Source organism: Microbulbifer sp. ABF4_143, assembly GCF_056160225.1.
Genome location: NZ_JBSWWT010000002.1, coordinates 245177 through 266042, shown reverse-complemented (window position 1 = coordinate 266042; position 20866 = coordinate 245177). Strand labels below are relative to the sequence as shown.

The 20866-nt window shown below is 64.4% G+C and carries 17 protein-coding genes and 1 tRNA gene; 15 read left to right on the top strand and 3 right to left on the bottom strand.

The genetic code is table 11. The features are described 5' to 3' along the window. The first annotated feature begins 193 nt into the window (after positions 1-193). The 4 genes from ACXAF3_RS02885 to ACXAF3_RS02870 all read left to right on the top strand — a co-directional run bounded on the left by ACXAF3_RS02885 (position 194) and on the right by ACXAF3_RS02870 (position 6655). Positions 194-1495: a TolC family protein gene (locus ACXAF3_RS02885; protein ID WP_475110765.1), complete on the top strand. Its 1302-nt coding sequence runs from the start codon at positions 194-196 to the stop codon at positions 1493-1495. A gap of 2 nt (positions 1496-1497) precedes the next feature. Beyond that, complete coding sequence (locus ACXAF3_RS02880; protein ID WP_475110764.1) at positions 1498-2604, top strand: efflux RND transporter periplasmic adaptor subunit; 1107 nt, start codon at positions 1498-1500, stop codon at positions 2602-2604. Positions 2605-2617: 13 nt separating this feature from the next. Then, positions 2618-6298, top strand: coding sequence for an efflux RND transporter permease subunit (locus ACXAF3_RS02875; protein WP_475110762.1), 3681 nt, complete (start codon positions 2618-2620; stop codon positions 6296-6298). A 78-nt stretch (positions 6299-6376) separates the two neighbouring features. Further along, positions 6377-6655: a hypothetical protein gene (locus tag ACXAF3_RS02870; RefSeq protein WP_475110761.1), complete on the top strand. Its 279-nt coding sequence runs from the start codon at positions 6377-6379 to the stop codon at positions 6653-6655. Between the two features lie 417 nt (positions 6656-7072). Here ACXAF3_RS02870 and ACXAF3_RS02865 read toward each other — a convergent pair. Further along, a tRNA-Ser gene (locus ACXAF3_RS02865) sits at positions 7073-7160 on the bottom strand. A gap of 173 nt (positions 7161-7333) precedes the next feature. Next, positions 7334-10237 (bottom strand): ribonuclease E, encoded by a 2904-nt coding sequence (gene rne / locus ACXAF3_RS02860; protein ID WP_475110760.1) that lies wholly within the window; start codon positions 10235-10237, stop codon positions 7334-7336. 900 nt (positions 10238-11137) lie between these two features. Between rne and rluC the strand changes: the two genes are divergently transcribed. After that, complete coding sequence (gene rluC, locus ACXAF3_RS02855; protein WP_475110795.1) at positions 11138-12052, top strand: 23S rRNA pseudouridine(955/2504/2580) synthase RluC; 915 nt, start codon at positions 11138-11140, stop codon at positions 12050-12052. A 14-nt stretch (positions 12053-12066) separates the two neighbouring features. After that, positions 12067-12711 carry an HAD-IA family hydrolase gene (locus ACXAF3_RS02850; protein ID WP_475110759.1) on the top strand — a complete coding sequence of 215 codons (645 nt, stop codon included), beginning with the start codon at positions 12067-12069 and terminating at the stop codon, positions 12709-12711. A 16-nt stretch (positions 12712-12727) separates the two neighbouring features. Here the strand turns inward: ACXAF3_RS02850 and ACXAF3_RS02845 are convergent, their stop codons facing one another. Beyond that, entirely contained in the window at positions 12728-13321 is a 594-nt protein-coding gene (locus ACXAF3_RS02845; protein ID WP_475110758.1) for a Maf family protein, read from the bottom strand. Between the two features lie 107 nt (positions 13322-13428). On the opposite strand from ACXAF3_RS02845, the gene ACXAF3_RS02840 reads away from it, so the two are divergent. From ACXAF3_RS02840 to mltG, 9 genes are all read left to right on the top strand, one after another. Beyond that, a complete protein-coding gene (locus ACXAF3_RS02840; RefSeq protein ID WP_475110757.1) occupies positions 13429-13971 on the top strand; it encodes a YceD family protein in 543 nt (180 codons plus the stop codon). 75 nt (positions 13972-14046) lie between these two features. Beyond that, on the top strand, positions 14047-14238 hold the full coding sequence (rpmF, locus tag ACXAF3_RS02835; RefSeq protein WP_067080852.1) for a 50S ribosomal protein L32: 192 nt from the start codon (positions 14047-14049) through the stop codon (positions 14236-14238). A 3-nt stretch (positions 14239-14241) separates the two neighbouring features. Beyond that, positions 14242-15267 (top strand): phosphate acyltransferase PlsX, encoded by a 1026-nt coding sequence (gene plsX, locus ACXAF3_RS02830; protein ID WP_475110756.1) that lies wholly within the window; start codon positions 14242-14244, stop codon positions 15265-15267. 71 nt (positions 15268-15338) lie between these two features. Further along, the gene (fabD, locus tag ACXAF3_RS02825) at positions 15339-16283 is read left to right on the top strand and encodes an ACP S-malonyltransferase (RefSeq protein WP_475110754.1); all 945 of its coding nucleotides are present in this window, start codon (positions 15339-15341) and stop codon (positions 16281-16283) included. Positions 16284-16328: 45 nt separating this feature from the next. Then, on the top strand, positions 16329-17084 hold the full coding sequence (fabG, locus tag ACXAF3_RS02820) for a 3-oxoacyl-ACP reductase FabG (protein WP_475110753.1): 756 nt from the start codon (positions 16329-16331) through the stop codon (positions 17082-17084). A 225-nt stretch (positions 17085-17309) separates the two neighbouring features. Next, positions 17310-17546 carry an acyl carrier protein gene (acpP, locus tag ACXAF3_RS02815; RefSeq protein WP_067080870.1) on the top strand — a complete coding sequence of 79 codons (237 nt, stop codon included), beginning with the start codon at positions 17310-17312 and terminating at the stop codon, positions 17544-17546. A 196-nt stretch (positions 17547-17742) separates the two neighbouring features. Next, positions 17743-18984, top strand: a complete 1242-nt coding sequence (fabF, locus tag ACXAF3_RS02810; protein ID WP_475110752.1) for a beta-ketoacyl-ACP synthase II — start codon at positions 17743-17745, stop codon at positions 18982-18984. A 52-nt stretch (positions 18985-19036) separates the two neighbouring features. Then, the gene (locus ACXAF3_RS02805; protein ID WP_475110751.1) at positions 19037-19807 is read left to right on the top strand and encodes an aminotransferase class IV; all 771 of its coding nucleotides are present in this window, start codon (positions 19037-19039) and stop codon (positions 19805-19807) included. Next, positions 19804-20865: an endolytic transglycosylase MltG gene (gene mltG, locus ACXAF3_RS02800; protein ID WP_475110750.1), complete on the top strand. Its 1062-nt coding sequence runs from the start codon at positions 19804-19806 to the stop codon at positions 20863-20865. The genes ACXAF3_RS02805 and mltG overlap by 4 nt, the downstream gene beginning before the upstream one ends. Position 20866: the final 1 nt, after the last annotated feature.

Here is a 20866-nt window from a genome sequence, read left to right as displayed (position 1 = left end):
GTATTTAGCGGGCTCGCGTCAGCCTGCGGCTGGCGGCGGTTGGGTGCGGCATGAAGGCGGCGCCATGGCCCTGCGGTCATCAGAGAGAAAATCTGCAACAGATATACTGAAGGCAATTGGCGCGGTGAGCGGACTCCGGAATCGGGCAAGGATGACGACGCAGAGATGGCGGTTGTTTAGAAGCACTCTCGCAATGGCAATTTGCGCCGCGGGCGCCCTGAGTCATGCCGAAGAACCCCTGCTTCCACTACAGGAGGCGGTGGATATCGCGCTGTCCGCCAATCTTCGCGTGCAGGGGGCCGCGCTGCAGGTAGATGAGGCTCAGGACCGAGTCGAGGCAATCAAGACCCGGCGCTACCCGCGCCTGGAGATGGTTGGCGGTGCCAGACACCAACTCACGGAGCAGAGCTACCGCTTCGATCAGGGCACCTGGGACCCGGATTCCCCAATAGGCCCGATACCGCCGGAGACGGTGACCATCACCAGCCAGCAGGGCACGACCAGCCACCTCTCGCTGGGCGTGGTGCAGCCGCTGTCGGAGCTGTACGGCCTGTCGCTGCTGGTCGAGGAGGGCTCGGTGGTGACGGACATGGCGCGGGAGAAGGTGCGCCTCACCCGGCAGGAGGTCGCCTACCTGGTAAAGCAGCAGTACTTTGCCATCGGTCGTATCCGCGGCGATTTGCGCGCCATCGACGAGTCCATTTTGTTTTACCAGTCGCTCGTCGAGCTGGTCGGCAACTATGTGGCTCAGCAGGTGGCACTGGAATACGAACTGTTGGACGTGCGCGCGCGCCTGGCGCGGCGAAAACTCGACCGCCAGCGCCGGCTCGACGAACTGGCCAGCGCCCGCGAGCGCCTCAACGCGCTGCTGGGGCGCGACCTGCAGACCCGCTTTCGCGTGGCGGACCTGCCCGATCCGCGCCACTTGGCTTTCGACGCCGGCAGCTCTATCGATCTCGCGATGCAACAGCGCGCGGATGTGGCCGAGTCGATGCTGAATATCGAAAAAGCGGAACTCGGCTACGACATCAAGAAATCCGAATACATTCCCAACGTGGATCTGCGCATTCGCTATGCGCAACTCTACAACGTCGACTTGATTCCCGACGAGGAGGCCTATATCGCGCTGCACGCGCGCTGGGAGATTTTCGACTGGGGGCGCAAGCGCGACCAACTGGCCGCAGAGGCCAGTGCCATTCGCGGCGCGCAGAAGCGCTCCGAGGAGGTGCGCAACCGCGTGGAGATAGAAGTGCGCGACAGTCTGCGCAAACTGCAGACCGCCCAGCAGTCCGTCGAGGTCGCGCGCCAGCTGCAGATGGCCTACCGGGACAAGGTGCGCGTGTTGCAGAACCGCTACCGCCAGCGGGCCGCGCTGCTGCAGGATCTACTCGAGGCGGAGTCCGAGCTCGACCGCGCCAACAGCGAATACAACCGCGCGGTACTCTCTGTGTGGGGCGCGCTGGCGGACTACGAAAAAGCCGTGGGGGAAACCTAGCGATGCCGCGGATTCTGTTGTCCCTCCTGCTGCTGTGTATCGCGGCCGGCTGCCACAAGCAGGCGCCGTCGACACAACCGGTGCCGGTGCGCACGGTGCTGGCAAAGGCGCTGCACGGCACCGAGGGGCTGCGCTATTCCGCCGAGGTGACGCCTTTCACCCAGGTGGATGCCGCCTTTCGTACCGACGGCTATATCGCCGAGATCGGCGAGCGCTCCGCGCTGGGCGAGATGCGCATCCTGCAGCCGGGGGACAGGGTGCGCAAGGGCGAAGTGCTCGCCAGGGTGCGCGACCAACCCTACCGGGACAGGGTGATCGAGGCCGGCGCCAATCTGAGCAAGGCGCAGGCGGCGCTGCGCAAGGCCAACCTGGATTTCAAGCGCGCCTCGGCATTGATCGCGACCGAGAGTATCACCGCGCCGGAGTACGACGCCGCGCGCGAGGAGTACGAAACGGCACAGGCTGCAGTGACGGGTGCCAAAGCGCGGCTGGATCAGGCGCGCCTGAAGCTTGAGGACACGCGCCTGCGCTCGCCCCTCGGCGGCATCCTACTGCAGCGCAACATCGAGCTGGGTTCGCTGGTGCACGCGGATTCCGTCGCCTTTGTGGTAGCGGACACCTCGCGGGTCAAGGTGCTGTTCAGCGTGCCCGATGTGGTGCTCGGCGATATCGAACTGGGCAGCGTACTCAGCCTGCGTACCGAATCGCTGCCGAAGCGCGAGTTCCGCGGCCAGGTGAGTGAGATAGCGCCACTCGCGGACCAGCGCACGCGGGTGTTCGCGATCACGGTGACGGTGCCCAACGGTGACGGCTTGCTGAAAACCGGCATGGTCATGTCCCTGGACCTGGAGAAGCTCCGCTTGCCGGGTGCGCGGGTCGTGGTTCCGCTCTCCTGCCTGATCGCGGACCCGACAAAAAAGGGCGGCTTCGCGGTGTTTGTCGTCGAGGAGGAAGCGGAGCAGCTGCGCGCGCGGCTGCGTCCGGTCGCGCCGGGGCAGGTGCTCGGCAACAGCGTCGCGATCCGGCAGGGGCTGGCGGCGGGCGAGCGCGTCGTCGACACAGGGGCTGCGCAGTTGAAAGACGGCCAGGCCGTTTCGATAGTGCCCTGAATGAGCCACACCCATGAGTGACAGCAAGCGGCCAAATCCGGCACAGACACCCGCCGAACCCGCGGCGCGAGGATTCAACCTCGCGCGCTTCTGTGTGGAAAACCCGCATATTTCCTGGGCGCTGCTGGTCGCGGTATTGCTGTGGGGCTGGTACGCCTACCAGCAGATGCCGAAGAGCAAGGACCCGAATATCCCGGTGCGCATTGCGGTCGCCGTTACCCCCTGGCCGGGCCAGAGCGCGCAGCGGGTGGAGGAACTGGTGACGCGGCCGATTGAGCAGAAGGTTGCCGAGAGCGAATTCGTGCATGCGCCGGATTCGCGCACCTTCGGCATCAAGTCGCTGACCCTGAACGGCGTATCGATGGTGCAGATACAGCTGGCTCCGGGTACCGACCGCGACAAGGCATTCAACGATATCAACCTGAAGCTCGACAGCCTCAATGACAGCCTGCCGGACGGCGCCGGCCCTATCAACCTGGATACCGAGTTTGGCGATACCGCCGCCGTGCTGCTGGCGGTAGCGAGCCCCAAGGCGGGCCCGGCGGAAATCAGTGTGCGCGCCGACGATATCCGCAGGGCCATCGCCGCGGTGCGGGCGGGGAAAGACAGCGCACAGCGGGTCACGTTGATTGTCGCGCTGCCGCTGGCGATGGAGACCGGCGCGCTGGAGAGCGTCTTCCGCATGTTCAGCGACTGGCTGCAGACTCGCGGGCTGGGGCGGGATTTCGCGTTGTTGCAGGGGCCCGGCTATGTGGGTGCGGATTTCGCCTCCGAGCACACGGATGCCGAACTGTTGCAGGCCACGGCGCAGTTCTTGCGCGAGCGCCTCAGCGCGCAGCGCTTTTTCCCCGATGCCTGGCAACCCTTCGCGGTGCGGAACCCGGCGGATACGCGGGACAAACTCGCCGCCGTGGCCGGCGACAAGTACAGCTACCGGCAACTGGATGACTTCTCCGACCTGATTGCCGCGAACATCGCGACCATCGGCCAAGTGAAGCGGGTACTGCGCTCCGGTGTGCTGCCACAGCAGGTCAATCTCATTTACTCCCAGGAACAGCTGGCGTCCTACGGCGTGCGCCCGGACATGCTGGCCAGGATACTGAACGCGCGCAACACCACCATTCCGGGCGGCGCCCTGTCGGTGGAAGACATGAATGTGGCGGTGATGCCGAGCGGGGATTTCACCGACTACCGCCAGATCGGCGATGTGATGGTGACCCGCGGCGCCGACGACACACCCGTGTACCTGCGCAGTATGGTGGAGGTTCAGAACGGCTACCAGTTGCCGCCGAGGCTGTTGAACTACTACGGCCAGCGGGACGCGGACGGTCGCTGGCAGCGCAGCCGCAGTATCAACCTGTCGGTGCAGATGCACGCGGGCGAGCAGATAGGACAGCTGGGCGCGGCGCTGGACAAGACCCTGCAGCGGGTCCGGGTGGATCTGCCGGACGACCTGATCATCGAGCGGATTTCCGATCAGCCGCGGCAGGTCAAGGAGAGCATCGGCCTGTTTATGGAGGCGCTGATCGAGGCGATTCTGCTCGTGGTCGTGGTTGCCTTTATCGGCTTCTCCGATTGGCGCTCGGCGCTGCTGCTGATGATCTCGATACCGATCACCCTGGCCATGACCTTCGGTTTTGTCAGTGTCATGGGCGTGGAAATACAGCAGGTGTCCATCGCCGCGCTGATCATCGCCCTGGGCCTGCTGGTGGACGATCCGGTGGTGGCCGGCGATGCGATCAAGCGGCAGATGGCCGCCGGTGAGCCCGCCGGTATGGCCGCCTGGCTGGGGCCGACGCTGCTGGCGAAGGCCATTTTCTTCGCCACCCTGACCAATGTGGTGGCCTATCTGCCGTTCCTGCTGCTGACCGGCAACCAGGGGGACTTTCTGCACAGCCTGCCGATCGTAATGGCCTGCGCGCTGATCGCATCGCGCATCGTCTCGATGACATTCGTGCCCTTTCTCGGCCAGCTGATGCTGCGCCCGCACCGCCACGGGGAGAAGTCGCTCGAAGAGCGCCGCCGCAGCGGCTTCACCGGCTTCTACTGCCGCCTGGCCGGCTGGGCCATCGACCACCGCAAACGGGTGCTGCTGTGTGCACTGGTGTTGCTGTTGGCCGGCGGTGCGCTGAAGACGCAGCTGAAAAACGCCTTTTTCCCCGACGATGTGCAGTATCTCTCCTACGTGGATATCTGGCTGAAAAACGACGCCAACATTGCCGCCACCGACGAGGTGGCGCGGGCGGCGGAAGAGATCATCCGCGAGACGCTGTCGGAGTACGAGCAGCGCGAGGGAAAGAAGGGCAGGGGGCCCATTCTGCAGTCTCTCAGTACGACGCTGGGCGGCGGTGCGCCGCGCTTCTGGTTTACCGTCAGCCCTGAACAGCACCAGGCGAACTACGGCCAGATTATTCTGCGCGTCAGCGACAAGGCGCTGACGCCGAAACTGGTGCCGATGATCCAGCGGGCCCTGCGCGAACGGATCCCCGGCGCCCACCTCGATGTGCGCCAGCTGCAGACGACACCGGTCACCTACCCGTTTGCGATCCGTCTGTCGGGGCGGGTGACAACCGGCGCGGACGCCGAGGCGCAGGATATCGCGCTGTTGCGCCGGTTCGCCGACGAGGTTGTGCGTATCGTCGAGCGTTCGCCGGCGGCGCGCACCGTGCGCCAGGACTGGGGCGGCGAGAGCCTGGTGCTCGATATGAACATCAGCGAGGACCGCGCCAACCTGGCCGGCGTCACCAATGCGGATATAGCGCTGTCGTCGGCCACCGGCATCAACGGCACCCAGGTGGCCACGCTGCGCCAGGGGGACAAACAGATTCCGATCGTCGCGCGGATGCGGCTCGACCAGCGCGCCCAGCTGGCGGATATCAACAACCTCTACGTCTACGCCGGCGACGACAATATCCGCGTGCCGCTGCTGCAGGTTGCCTCGACCGACATCGAATTCGCCACCGAGCGTATCCGCAGGCTGGAGCAGTTCCGCACAATCACCGTGTTCTCCTACCCCCGCGCCGGGTATATCTCCTCGGACATCATGGCCGATGTGCGCGCAGATCTGCAGAACTTTGCCGAGCGCTTGCCGGCCGGCTATGAAATGGAGATCTCCGGGGATGCCGCCAACACCCGCCACGGCTTCAAGCAGTTGATCGTGATCATGGGAATCTCCGCCAGCGCCATTTTTCTCGCGCTGGTGTTCCAGTTCAGCAACCTGATCAAACCGCTGGTGGTGTTTGCGACGGTGCCCTTCGGTATGATCGGTGCGCTAATCGGACTCTTTGTCACCGGCCAGACATTCGGTTTTATGGCCTTTCTCGGCATCGTCAGCCTGATCGGCGTTATCGTCAGCCATATTATTGTGCTGTTCGATTTTATCGAGACGCGCCACGCTGCCGGAGACCCTTTCCGCGAGGCGCTGCTGGACGCCGGTGTGATGCGCCTGCGCCCGATCCTGATCACCATCGCCGCCACCACCCTGGCGCTGGTGCCGCTCGCGTTTCACGGCGGGCCGCTGTGGCAGCCCCTGTGCTTCGCGCAGATCGGCGGACTGGTGCTCGCCACCTGCGGCACACTGGTGCTGGTACCGGTGCTCTACGCCACCATGGTGCTGGACCTGAAGTGGATTCGCTGGGAGGTACCGCAAGGAGACGGAAAAGCGAGCTCGGCCGAGTCGGGTTCCGGCCGGTAATTGTCAGTATATTCCGCACGGGTGACTGCCGAGGATCTATGGTTTGAGCTGGTTCAGGGAATTTCCCCGGGAGTGCAGATGCGGTTATTGATGCAGGTGCTGATACCGGCGGACAAAGGGAATGCCAGTGTTGCGGATAAATCGCTGTCAGAAGCGATGAATTCGTTCGTGGCTTCGGCCAAACCGGAGGCAGCCTATTTTCACTTGTGGGAGGGCAGGCGGGCTGCAACCTTTGTCTTTGACGAGGCGAAGCAGGAGCAGTTGATGGTCTACAACGAGGCTTTGTTTGCCGCCTGTAATGCGGAGATTCGGATAACCCCCGCGCTCACCTTGCAAGAGTTGCAGAAGCATTTGTGAATGGAATCCGGGGAGGCGTCGGGCAGGGATTAGCTTCGCTTCGCTCGCTGGTCTCCGCGGGCTGCGCCCGCTCCGGCTCGAACGGGGGGGCTGATCCAAATCTGCCCCACCGCCATATAAAAAACCCGGCCTGAGCCGGGTTTCGTGGAGGCGTCGGGCAGGGATTAGCTTCGCTTCGCTCGCTGGTCTCCGCGGGCTGCGCCCGCTCCGGCTCGAACGGGGTTCTCATCCAAATCTGCCCCACCGCCATAAAAAAACCGGTCTGAGCCGGGGTTCGTGGAGACGTCGGGCAGGGATTAGCTTCGCTTCGCTCGCTGGTCTCCGCGGGCTGCGCCCGCTCCGGCTCGAACGGGGTTCTCATCCAAATCTGCCCCACCGCCATATAAAAAAACCCGGCCTGAGCCGGGTTTTTTTATATGGCGGTGGGGCAGGGATTCGAACCCTGGGACCTGTTACAGTCAACGGTTTTCAAGACCGCCGCTTTCGACCACTCAGCCACCCCACCAAATTGTCCGGCGCATTATACCGGTCGTGTTTTTCGGTACAAGAGTGCGGACGATTTTTTTAAGTAGTTCAATAGGTTAGCCGATTTATTGATCAGCGCGCCGGGGCCGCGGTGGCGCCGGTGCGCTGCGCTTTGGCCGGGGCGGGCGGTGTGCCCGCACCCGGCGCGCTGCGTCAGCTGGCTTCGGCGGATTCGCCGTCGACGCTGTCGTTGGCCTGTACCGCCTGGCGGGCGACGCGGGGGTCGTTGGCCGGCCGGGTCAGCGGGCGCGGCTTGTGCTCGATCGCGGCCGGCTGGGTGGTGTCCAGCGGCTGCAGCGGGCCGATTTCGCGGCGTTCGGTGACTATGCTGAGCTCGAGCAGCGGTTGCGGGTTCACCCGCGGATCGTTGCCGGCGCGGCCCGCGGGCGGCGTCACAACAGTCTCCGCCTCCACGGAAGCTTCCGCCAGCTCGGTTGCCGCCTCCTCGTGGGCCGCAGTCTCGGCGGCCTCTTCGGCGATGGCCTCCGCGGCCTCTGCCAGGGCGACTTCCTCCGCGGATTCCGGTTCGGCTTCCGCGGCGGCAGGGGCCGCTTCACTCGGAGCCTGCTGTGCCGGGGCTTCTGCGACCGGCGCCTCGGGCTCGGCTTCGACCGCTTCCTGCGGCGCGGCTGCGACCTCTTCGCGGGGGGCTTCTTCCGCGCGGGCAGACGGCTCCTCGACGGCTTCGCGGCGGGTTTCGGCTTCCGCTACCGGTTCCTTGTGCTCGACAGCAGCTTCCGCTTTTTCCTCTGCGGCAGCTTCCGCCTCCACAGCGCGGACTTCAGTTGTCGCCTCTGTCGCCTCGCTTTCGGATTTGTCGCTCTCGGCTTTCTTGGCCTCACCCTCGGCCTCGTCGATGGCTTCGTTCACCTCGCGCTCGAGCTCTTCCTGGCTCTGGGCCAGGGCGGCTGCGGCGGCATTGTCGCCGCGGCGACCGCGACGGCGGGCCTGCGGGCGTCCGCGCACATTGCTCGGGCGGCGGGCGGGGCGCTGTTCCGCCGGTTCGGCGGTCTGCTCGGTCTGTTCAGCCTGTTCGGTGCTGGTCGCGCTCACTTCGGCTTCCACCGCCGCAGCCTGGGTCTCCTCGCGACGGCGTCTGCCTTCGCCGCCACGGCGGCGGCGCCTGCGGCGCTGGCCTTCACCGGCGGGGCGCTCGGTTGTGGTCTCGCGGGTCTCTTCGGGTTTGGCGTCGCGCTTGGCGGAGCGTTTCTCCTCGCGCTGCTCCTCCCGTTTGGCCTCCTGGCGGTCTTCGTCCCGGCGGCGGGACGGGCGGCCGCCGCGACCACCGCGGCCGCTGCGCTGGCTGCGGCTGCGCTGCTTCTGGTAGTCCCTGCCGCGGCCCTTGGTTTTCTTGTGCTTCTTGGTTTTCTCACCTTCGCCGGAGAAGAGGGCGCCGATGGCGCTGATCAGACGGCTGAGCAGGCCGGGCTCGGGTTTTTTCTCCGGGGTCGGCGCCGGGGCGGTGTGTGCTATCTGCTGTACCGCGGGCTGAGCCGGCGGGCGTGTCGGCTCCTCCTCTTTCTTGGCACTGGTATCTTCAACGGTGCCGGAAATCTTGTAGGAGGTTTCCAGGGTGCCCGTCTCGTCGTCGCGCAAGCGCTGCACCTCGAAGTGCGGTGTCTCCATCTCCGCGTTGGGTACGACCACAACGCGGGTGTTGTTGCGCGCCTCGATGCTGGAAATGGTCTTGCGCTTTTCGTTCAGCAGGTAGGTGGCGACATTGACGGGCGTGATCGCGCGGATCTCTGCGCTGCGCTCCTTCTTCGCCTCTTCCTCTACCAGGCGCAGGATCGACAGCGCGAGGGATTTGGTGCCGCGAATGGTGCCCTGGCCGCTGCAGCGCGGGCAGACGCGGAAGGTGGTCTCGCCGAGGGACGGGCGCAGGCGCTGGCGGGACATCTCCAGCAGGCCGAAGCGGGAGATGCGGCCGACCTGCACGCGCGCGCGGTCCATGCTGAGGGCCTTCTCCATGCGCTTTTCCACTTCGCGCTGGTTGGCCTTGCTCTGCATGTCGATAAAGTCGATGACCACCAGGCCACCCATATCGCGCAGGCGCAGCTGGCGGGCGATCTCGTCAGCCGCCTCGAGGTTGATATTGCGCGCCGTCTCCTCGATATCACCGCCCTTGGTGGCGCGGGAGGAGTTGATGTCGATGGAAACCAGGGCCTCGGTCACGTCGATCACGATGGAACCACCGGAGGGCAGCTTCACTTCGCGCTCGAAGGCGGTCTCTATCTGGCTCTCGATCTGGTAGCGGTTGAAGAGCGGGATGGCGTCTTCGTAGTACTTGACCTTGTTCGCGTAGTGCGGCATCACCTGGCGCGCGAATTCGGCCGCCAGTTGGTAGGCGCCTTTGTCATCGACGATGACTTCGCCGATATCATCGCGCATATAGTCGCGAATCGCGCGGATGATGACGTTGCTTTCCTGGAACAGGAAGTGCGGCGCCTTGGAGGCATCTGCTTCTTTTTTGATCGCATCCCACAGTTGCAGCAGGTAGCTCAGGTCCCACTGCAGCTCCTCGCCGCTGCGGCCGACGCCGGCGGTGCGGACGATGATGCCCATGCCGGAGGGGACTTCCACGCTGGAGAGGGCATCCCGCAGCTCGGAGCGCTCGTCGCCCTCGATGCGGCGGGAGATGCCGCCGGCGCGCGGGTTGTTGGGCATCAGGACCAGGTAGCGGCCGGCCAGGCTGATAAAGGTGGTGAGTGCCGCGCCCTTGTTGCCGCGCTCCTCCTTGTCCACCTGAACGATGACTTCCATGCCCTCTTTGATCACATCCTTGATCTTGATGCGGCCTTCGATGTCCTTGGGCTGCTTGATGAAGTACTCGCGGGAAATCTCTTTCAGCGGCAGGAAACCGTGGCGCTCTTCGCCGTAGTCAACGAAGGCCGCCTCGAGGGAGGGCTCTACGCGGGTGATCTTGCCCTTGTAGATGTTGGCTTTTTTCTGCTGGCGGGTTCGGTTTTCGATATCGAGATCGTAGAGCCACTGGCCATCCACCAGGGCAACGCGCAACTCTTCGGGTTGAGTTGCGTTGATAAGCATTCTCTTCATGCGTGTCTTGTATCCTTGCGTTGCGCAAAGGCAGGACACCGAAATTTGCAGGCTTGCTGATTGGCTGCAGCGCGGACAGGGCCGCGCGGCGGGCAGGGACTGGGGAAGCGCTGGCACCAGCCGCCAGGCAATACCTGTGCGGGCGGGGCTAAGCGGGTTTCTACCCGGTTGTCACACTGCTGCAACTCCGAATGCGCGCCGCTGGCGCGGCATTCGCTGGTACTTCTGCACCTTTTACCTGTAGCACCTTATATTGAGTACTACCCAGTCCCGGTCTCGCGGAACGCCGCGCTCAGGCTGGGCGCCGCCCTCAAGTTTCGGTTGATAGGGGCGGCGAGGTTAGCGTCCTTCTTGTGGCTCTGTGGGGGCGGCTTGTGGCCAATTCCCCGCTGTTCTGTGTGTTGTATCACCGGGCCGGCGGCAATCAGTGCTGCCCGGTTGCCAGTTCGGTCGCTGGCGGTTTCTACAGAGCGGGACGCTAGTGTATGAGTCTTCCTTTCAAGCGCTGCGGGCTTCGGCCCGTCTTACCTTCGCGATAGTTACCCGCGCATCGGCGGGGCGTTGTAGCCGGCGAGGCGCCCCGGAAACAAGTACGTTGGGGACCACCTAGGCGGCGAAGTTTTTTCAATGACGCGGCCCATCTCGATATTCAGGGGGCGCGCACCGGCCGATTGGCGGTATTTTCTCTGAAACCATGGCTGTCACTCCCCGTCGGGAAGCCGCCCACGGCCGAAAACCAGCCCAATTCAGGCTGGCCGAATATAGCACGGCCCGCCAGGTGCTTCAATTGGGACGGCGCTGGGGCTATCATTCGCCCCCATGCGAAGCTCTCCCCCCTCCGATCCGGCCGCTTCGGCCGCCCCAACCGATACCTGGAACCCCTCTGGCGGCGTGCAGCTGCTGACGGTGCCCGGCGAGCTGGCCGGCCAGCGTATAGACAATTTTCTGCAGGCGCGCTTGAAGGGGGTGCCGCGCTCGCGTCTCTATCGCCTGCTGCGCAAGGGGGAGGTGCGGGTGAACAAGGGGCGTGTGAAGGCAGAGTACAAGCTGCGCGCGGGCGATGTAGTGCGGGTGCCGCCGATTCGCGCCGCCGAGCAGGCCCCCGCGCCGGTGGCCGGAGATCAGCTGCGGCGACTGGTCGAAGAATCCATACTCTATGATGCGAACGGCCTGATGGTGATCAACAAGCCCGCGGGGCTCGCGGTGCACGGCGGCAGCGGTGTGCGTCTGGGGTTGATCGAGGTGTTGCGGCAGATGTATCCGCAGAGCCGCTTTATCGAGCTGGTACACCGCCTCGACCGGGATACCAGCGGCGCCATCATGGTCGCGCGCAAGCGCGCCGTACTGCAGCATGTACAGGCGGATCTGCGCGCCGGCCGCGTGGGCAAGTCCTACCTGGCCCTGGCGGCGGGGAAGTGGCCGCGCGGGCGCAGGGTGGTCGAGGCGCCGCTGCGCAAAAACACCCTGAAGAGCGGCGAGCGCATGGTCTCCGTCGATCCGGACGGCAAGCCCTCCGAAACCCGCTTCCAGGTGCTGGAGCGCTTCAAGGGGGCGACACTGGTCGCAGCGGAACCGGTGACCGGGCGTACGCATCAGATTCGCGTGCACGCCCAGTTCGTCGGCTGTCCGCTGGCCGGTGACGTCAAGTACACCGCGGATGAGATCAACCGGGAGTTTCGCGAGCTGGGTCTGAAGCGGCTGTTCCTGCACTCGGCGCGGGTGTGTTGCACCGTGCCGGACGGGCAGGCGGTTGAAATCGAGGCGCCACTTTCGGCGGAGCTGGAGGCGGTGCTGCAGGCGCTGCGGGCGCAGTAGGTGAGGCGAAGTCTATGTTGGTAATCCTCGACTGGGACGGGACCCTGTGTAATTCCGCGGCGCGAATCGTGTCCTGCATGCAGCGCGCCGCCGACAGGGTAGGCCTGCCTGTGCTGGCGCCGGAGGCGATCGGAGACATTATCGGCCTGGGTCTGCCGGAGGCGGTGGCGTCGCTTTTCCCCGAGGCCTCCGCCGAGCAGCGCCAGCGGCTGCGCGAATACTACGCCGAGGAGTGGATGGCTGCGCGGGCCGAGCCGTTGCCTCTGTTCGACGGGGTTCTGGAGACCCTGGATCAGCTTCTGGGGGCGGGGCACCAACTGGCGGTGGCTACCGGCAAGAGTCGCCGCGGCCTGAACCGGGAGTTCGAAGAGCACGGGTTGGGTGGTCTCTTTGTCGCCAGTCGCTGCGCCGACGAGACGGCTTCGAAACCGGACCCGCTGATGCTGCGCGAGCTGCTGGTCGAAACCGGCCGCGCGGTCGAAGATGCGGTGATGGTCGGCGATACGGTGTACGACCTGGAGATGGCGGCGGCGGCCGGAATGGCGTCCATCGGCGTCAGCTACGGCGTGCACCCGCCGGAGCGCCTGTCGGCCTTTTCTCCACGCGCAATTATCGGTCACTTCTCCGAGCTGCTGGATTGGCCGCCCCTGGTGCCGTGACCGGCGAGCGGTGGCCTTATTCGGCGGTCTCCAGCGGGTCGATACCGAACTCCCGCAGCATATCAACCAGTCGAATTAATGGAAGACCGATCAGGGAATTTATATCTGAGCCTTCCATTTTTTCGAATAAAGCGATTCCCAAACCCTCCACTTTGAAGGCGCCGGCGCAGTCGAGCGGTTTCTCCAGCTCAACATAGTGCCGGATCTGCCGCTCGCTGAGTGCGCGGAAGTACACGCTGAACGCTTCCACTTCGGTGCGCTGTCTGCCGCTGGCGCTGTCGAGCAGGCTGATGCCGGTGTAGAAGCGCACCCGGCGGCCGCTACAGGCCTGCAGCTGCGCTATGGCGCGCTCGCGGGTGCCGGGTTTGCCGAGTGTGCGCCCATCGCACTCGGCGACCTGGTCCGAGCCCAGGATCAGAGTGTGCGGATACTCGGGTGCCAGCGCTTGCGCCTTTTCCGCCGCCAGGCGCCGGGCCAGGGCCGCGGGCTCCTCGCCGGGTTTTGCTGTTTCATCTATATGGGGCGATGCGCTCTCGAAGGGCAGTCGCAGCTGTTTGAGCAGCGCTCTTCGATAGGGGGAGCTGGAGGCTAGAATCAGGGAGCGGGCCATATCAAAAGCGGTCCATCGGTGCGGTTTGAAACTGTCTGCAGGGCCCGATACTGCGGCGGTTGAATTGTTTTGACAAGGGTAGGGCTTGTCCATAGAATTGCGCGCTTATGTCGATACCCCCCTCTAATTCGCCGCTTCCCAGAAGCGTCGATGCACGCAAACTGGTGCAGCGCGAGCAGCAACTGACCGGCACGCTGCCGCGAGAGATGCTCGAGCGCCTGGGCGCCGCCGTGGAAACGGTCGAAGGAGAGGTTCGCGCCGAGCTGTCGTTCGGGCGGGACCTGCAGGGCCACCTCACGGTGGAAGGCAAGCTGCATATCCGTGTGCAGCTGCAGTGCCAGCGCTGCCTGCAGCCGGTGCCCGAGCAGGTCGAGGCGGACTTCCGCTGGGGGATCGTATGGTCCGAAGAGCAGGGCAAAGCGCTGCCCAGGGATTTGGATCCGGTGGTGCAGAGCGGCGACGAGCTCAACCTGTACCAAATGCTGGAAGATGAGATTTTGCTCAATCTGCCCATGGTCGCCTACCACGCAGAGGAGTGTGTCGCCCGCGACCGCTTCCACTATGGGGAGGGCGATGGTGAGGCCGGTGAGCAACGGGAAAACCCCTTTAAAGTGCTGGAACAGTTGAAGGGTTCATCGGGTAAGCCGTAAGGCTTTGCCGATGAGTTTGGGCTCGCCGGTAGGCGCCCCGGTTCCAGTGTAATTTGTTGATTTTAGGAGCAAGCCATGGCTGTTCAGCAAAACAAAAAGACCCGTTCCCGTCGCGGTATGCGTCGCTCTCACGACGCCCTGGGCGCCGGTGCGACCCTGTCCGTCGACCCGACTACCGGTGAGAAGCATCGCCGTCACCACGTGACCAAAGACGGTTTCTACCGCGGTCGCAAGGTGATCGACGTCGGCGGCTCTGAAGAAGAGTAACCTTTGTCCAGCCAATTGCGATTGGCCGTGGATGCGATGGGCGGGGACTTAGGTCCCCGCTCTGTCGTTCCGGCCTGTGTCAGGTTTCTGAACCGATTCCCCGAAGCGCAGCTGAAGATCTTCGGCCCCCGCGCTCAGCTCCAAGCCCTGATCGATGCCGAACGCCAGCCCCGTCTGGCTGCCCGGCTGGAAATCGAATCCTGCGAACAGGTCATAACCCAGAGCTGCAATCCCCTCCAGGCGCTGCGCCACAAGCGTGACTCGTCCATGGCCCTGGCCCTACAGGCGGTGGCCCGCGGGGAGGCGCAGGCAGTGGTCACCTCCGGCAATACCGGTGCGCTACTGGCGCTTTCCCGCAGTATCCTCGGCAATATCGACGGCGTGCGAAAGCCGGCGCTGGGCAAATCTCTGCCGACGGAGCGGGGGACCTGCTTCCTGCTGGATCTCGGTGCTAACATCGACTGTAGCGCCGAGGATCTGCTGCAGTTTGCGCGCATGGGTATCGAGGCCCAGCGGGTGCATACCGGCAAGAGTGAGCTCGAGGTGGCGCTGCTCAATATCGGCGCCGAGGCGCACAAGGGCACCGAAGAGATACGCCGCGCGGCGGAGCTGTTCGAGGTGGACCCGAAGATCCGCTACGCGGGCTTTGTCGAGGGGCACGACATCTTCACCGGCGTGGTGGATGTGGTTGTCTGCGACGGTCTGATGGGCAATGTGGCGATGAAGTCCGCCGAAGGTGTGATTCGACTGATGGGTCAAAAAGCGTTCACCATCGAGAAGAAGGGCGCCTTTAAGCGCTTTTTTGGCCAGTTAGCCATAAAGTTGTTGCGAAAATGGCGTACACAGGTAGAGCCCGCCCGCTATAATGGCGCCAGCTTTTTAGGGGTGAAAGGCAATGTGATCAAGAGTCACGGCGGCGCCAGCAGTGAGGCGTTTTACCGGGCGATGATCACCGCCAAAGAGTGCGCCGAAGCCGATCTGGCCGCGAGAGTCGGTCGCGCCATGGCCCAGTTTGCCGCCGAGGCGTGAAGCGGGGGGAGCCCTGTCTTCTGCGCCGCAGGCCGCCCCCAACTTTTGCCAACCAGGTTTAAGGATGTGCCATGACCAATGCAAGCCTCGCATTCGTCTTTCCCGGCCAGGGCTCCCAGCAGATAGGTATGCTGGCGGAAGCCGCGGCTGAATTCCCCGAGATTCACGCAACGTTCTCCGAGGCGTCCGACGTGCTCGGCTACGACCTCTGGGATCTTTGCCAGACCGGCGAGCAGGCCGATATCAATCTGACCGAGCGCACCCAGCCGCTGCTGCTGACTGCCAGCGTCGCGCTCTATCGCGCCTGGTGCGCCAACGGCGGTGCGCGCCCGGCGCGCATGGCCGGCCACAGTCTCGGCGAGTGGTCGGCGCTGGTCTGTGCCGGCACCCTGGCGTTTGCCGACGGTGTGCGCCTGGTCAGAGAGCGCGGCCGCCTGATGCAGGAGGCGGTGCCGGCGGGCGAGGGCGCGATGGCCGCAGTGATCGGCCTCGACGACGAGGTGGTGGAAAAGGCCTGCGCCGAGGCGGCCCAGGGCGAGGTGGTGGCCGCGGTCAACTACAACTCGCCGGGGCAGGTCGTTATCGCCGGTGGCAGCGCCGCCGTCGATCGCGCGATCGAGGCCTGCAAGGCCGCCGGCGCCAAGCGCGCCATGGCGCTGCCGGTCAGCGCCCCTTTCCACACCGAGCTGATGCGCCCGGCGGCGGAAAAGCTGGCACCGCAAATCGAGGCCACCACTTTCCACGCACCGGAAATTCCCGTTATTCACAATGTGCACGCCAAGCCGGAGTCGGATCCGCAGGCGATCAAGGCGCTGATGGTGGAGCAGATCTACAGCCCGGTGCGCTGGACTGCCTGCGTGCAGGCAATGGCCTCCGGCGGCACCGGGCAGCTCGTGGAGTGCGGGCCGGGCAAGGTGCTGGCCGGCCTGGCAAAGCGTATCGATCGCAGCCTGGCGAGCCACACCATCGACACCCCGGTCCAGTTCAAAGAAGCCCTTCTGGCCACAGCCGGTTAAGCGCGTTTTGTTAAACTCGCCTTCGGTCGAATTTACGGAGCAACAATGACACTAACAATTTCCCTGAATGACAAGGTGGCACTGGTCACCGGTGCCAGCCGCGGTATCGGCGCCGCCATCGCCGACACTCTGGGCGGCCTGGGCGCCACGGTGATCGGTACCGCGACCAGCGCCTCCGGTGCGGAGCAGATCAGCGCGCGCTTTGCGGAGAAGGGCATCAGCGGTGCCGGCAAGGTGCTGGATGTGACCAGCCCCGAGAGCCTGGCGCAGCTGCTCGACAGCGCCAAGAGCGAATTCGGCGCGCCGACGATCCTCGTCAACAACGCCGGTATCACCAAGGACAACCTGCTGATGCGCATGAAGGACGAGGAGTGGGATTCGGTCATCGACACCAACCTGTCCGCCGTCTACCGCGTGACCAAGGCCTGTCTGCGCGATATGACCAAGGCGCGCTGGGGGCGCATTGTCAATATCAGTTCCGTGGTCGGCAGCATGGGCAATGCCGGTCAGAGCAATTACGCCGCCAGCAAGGCGGGGGTCGCCGGCTTTGCACGCTCGCTGGCGGCGGAGGTGGGTTCGCGCGGCATCACCGTCAATACCGTCGCGCCCGGCTTTATCGATACCGATATGACCAAGGTGTTGCCGGAAGCGCAGCGCGAATCGCTGATGAGCAAGATCCCGCTCGGCCGTCTCGGCGCGCCGGAAGAGATCGCTTCCGTTGTCGCATTTTTGGCCAGCGACGCCGGTGGTTACGTGACGGGAGAGACCATTCACGTCAACGGCGGCATGTATATGGCGTGACATTTTTTTGCAAAAATGTCCTCTAACTGATTGATTTAAAAGGCATTTATATTCAAGCTTGCGGTGCTGAAAGGCTGCGCATTACATCCCGAAAAAGTTGGGGTACAATGCCGCCTCGCATTAACCAGAAGCTGTGTGAGCCGGTCGTTATCTCCGCAACTTGATGCGGCGCAATAACAATAACGACTACAACAGATTTTTATCCACTAGGAGTTAAATTGAATCATGAGCAGCATTGAAGAGCGCGTTAAAAAGATCGTTGCTGAACAACTGGGCGTAAAGGAAGAAGACGTAAAGCCTGAAGCCTCTTTTGTTGAAGATCTGGGCGCTGACTCCCTCGACACAGTTGAGTTGGTAATGGCTCTGGAAGAGGAATTCGAGACCGAAATCCCCGATGAGGAAGCCGAAAAAATTACTACTGTTCAGCTGGCCATCGATTACATCAAGGAAAACCTTGGTTAATTCCCGCTGGGTAGTTTAGGGGCCCGATAGCCGTCAGCCGTCGGGAACCGAGTGTATTGTGAGAGCCGTTCTATGTTGCATAGTACGGCTCTCCTTTTATTAGCACCGAGAAATAGTGACTGCCGCATTCGAGTCCGTTCGAGAGCCCCAAAAGGGCACTGCCGGCAGTTCCTTTGTGAATTTCGGGGGAACGAACGTGTCGCGTAGAAGAGTTGTCGTAACCGGAATGGGCATGGTGAGTCCGCTGGGCAATACCCTGGACGAGACCTGGACTGCCATCCTCGCGGGCACCAGTGGTGCCGCGCCGATCGAAACTTTCGATGTTTCGGCATTTTCCACCCGCTTTGCGGCCACAGTGAAAAATTTCGATCCGACGCCCTATATTCCGGAAAAAGAAGCGCGCAAGATGGACGTGTTTCTGCAGTACGGCCTGGCGGCGGCAATCCAGGCCATGGAGGACAGCGGCCTAGAGGTCAGCGAGGCGGACGCGCCGCGTATCGGCGCCTGTATCGGCTCCGGCATGGGCGGTATTCAGGCGATTGAAAACAACGCGATGCTGATTGCGGAAAAGGGGCCGCGGCGCGTATCCCCCTTCTTCGTGCCGGGTGCCATCATCAATATGGTGGCCGGTAACCTGTCGATCAAATACGGCATGAAAGGGCCGAACCTCTCCACCACCACCGCCTGTACCACCGGCACCCACGCCATCGGTCTCGGCATGCGCGCTATCCAGTACGGCGACGCGGACGTGATGGTCTGCGGCGGCGCCGAGATGGTCACCACGCCGGTCGGCCTGGGTGGCTTCTGCGCGGCGCGCGCCCTGTCCACCCGCAACGACGACCCGCAGGCGGCCAGCCGCCCCTGGGATGTGGACCGCGACGGCTTCGTGCTCGGGGAGGGCGCCGGTATACTGGTGCTCGAGGAGTACGAGCGGGCCGTGGCGCGCGGCGCCAGGATCTATGCGGAGCTCGCCGGCTTCGGCATGAGCGGCGACGCCCACCACATGACTTCACCGCCGGACGACGGCGCCGGCGCGGCCCTGTCGATGCGGAATGCGCTGAACGACGCCGGCCTGGCGGCGGACGGTGTCCAGTACATCAATGCGCACGGCACCTCCACGCCGCTCGGAGACAAGGCGGAGATCAAGGCGGTGCGCTCTGTGTTTGGCGCCGCCTGCGACAAGCTGGCCGTCAGCTCGACCAAATCCATGACCGGCCACCTGCTCGGCGCCGCCGGCGCCGTCGAGGCCATTTTCTCGGTGCTGTCGCTGCGCGACCAGGTGGCGCCGCCGACCATCAACCTCGACAACCCCGACGAGGCCTGCGGCGGTATCAATCTGGTTCCGCTGGAGGCCCAGGAGCTGGCCATCGATGCCGCGCTGTCCAACTCCTTCGGTTTCGGCGGCACCAACGGCTCGCTGATCTTCCGGCGCGTTTGATCCGCTGCGCCCGCGCCCTCAGCGGCGCGGGCGCCTTTCATTCCGGGGAATCATGTCTCAGCTCCCGCAATTCTTCCGGCGCGGCGCGGCCGCGACCGGGCTTCCCTCCGACCAGGATTTTACCGACGGTCTGCTCGAGACGATGCGCTGTCAGCGCGGCCGCGTCTCCCTCTGGCCCCTGCACCGGGCGCGGCTGCTGCGCTGTGGCGATGTGGCCCCGGCACTGTTGCGCGAGATGGACGAAACCCTGCACAGAGTCGCCGCGATTTGCCCGCAGGAGCCGTCCAAGCTGCGCCTGCGCTGGGGCTGGATTGACGGTCGCCAGTACTGGGATCTCAGTGTAACAGCGCTGGATGCGGCGCCTGAACTGGCGGCGGGCGCGCGCCTGTTTCCGTGTCGCACGCGGCTGCGGATTTCCGATTCTGCCAACCCGGGCTGCAAATCGCTGCGGCGCACAGGATATAATCGCGCCAGTGCCGAGTTGCCGGCCGGCGAGGTCTGTGAGGGCCTGATGCTGGACGGCGCGGGGCGGGTGATCGAATCCCTGCGCTGCAACCTGCTCGCCCGCTTCGGCGCGACCTGGGTCACGCCGGATCTGCGCCGCTGCGGCGTGCGCGGTGTGATGCGGGAGTGGCTCGCCAGTCACCTTGCGCTCGAACAGGTGGATATGGATCTGGCGAGGCTGTGCGAGGCGGAAGAAGTGGCGCTGTGCAATAGTGTGCGCGGCCTGGTGCCGGTGCGGGAACTGATCGGCTACAGGCGCTGGCCCGCGAGGCCCGAGGTGCGCAGACTGCAGCAGTTAATAGCGGAAGAATTGTGGTGAAACAAAAGCGGGCAACCCCCCGAAAAGGTATCTGGCGCTATGTCCTCGGCGGTTTCCTGCTGTTGGCACTGGCCGCGGCAGCGAGCCTGTGGGCGTTTCAGTCCGCCCTGGTGCAGCCGCTGGCGGTCGACGAGGACGGCCTGCGCTTCGAGGTCGCCAGCGGCAGCAATCTGTCGCGGGCACTGCGGGACCTGGAGCAACGCGGCGTCCTGAAGTGGCGCCGGCTGGTGCTGGCCTATGCCTACTGGCAGGGCAAGACCAGTATCCACGCGGGCGAATACCTGTTGCCCCGGGGCAGCAACGCGATGGATCTGGTCGCGCGCCTGCATCGCGGCGACGTGACCCGCTACCGCCTCACCCTGGTGGAGGGCTGGACCTTCCGCCAGGCGCTGGAACAGGTGCGCGCGGGGCGCAATATCGTCAAGTCGGAAGCCGGCAGCAGCGTCGAGAGTGCCGCCCGCGCACTGGGTATCGAAGGCGGCAACGCCGAGGGTTGGATCTTCCCCGACACCTACATCTACCGCTCCGGCACCACGGATATCGAACTGCTGCGCCAGGCGCACCAGCGCATGCAACAGGTGTTGAACGAAGAGTGGCAGTCCCGCGACGAGGCGCTGCCCTACGACTCCCCCTACGAGGCCCTGATTATGGCCTCGCTGATCGAAAAGGAAACCGGCGAGCCGTCGGAGCGCAGCGAGATAGCGGGTGTGTTCGTGCGGCGCCTGAACAAAGGAATGCGGCTGCAGACGGATCCGACCGTCATCTACGGCCTCGGTGACGCCTTCGACGGCAACCTGACCCGCGCGCACCTGCGCCAACCCACGCCCTACAACACCTATGTGATCAACGGCCTGCCGCCCACGCCCATTGCGCTACCGGGGCGGGAGGCGATCCGCGCGGCGCTGAACCCCAAGCCGGGCAACAGCCTCTATTTTGTCGGCAAGGGGGACGGCTCCCACCACTTCTCCGCCACCCTGGCGGAGCACAACCGGGCGGTGCGCGAATACCAGCTGAAACGGCGCGCCGACTACCGCTCCAGCCCGGCAAAAGGAGACTGAC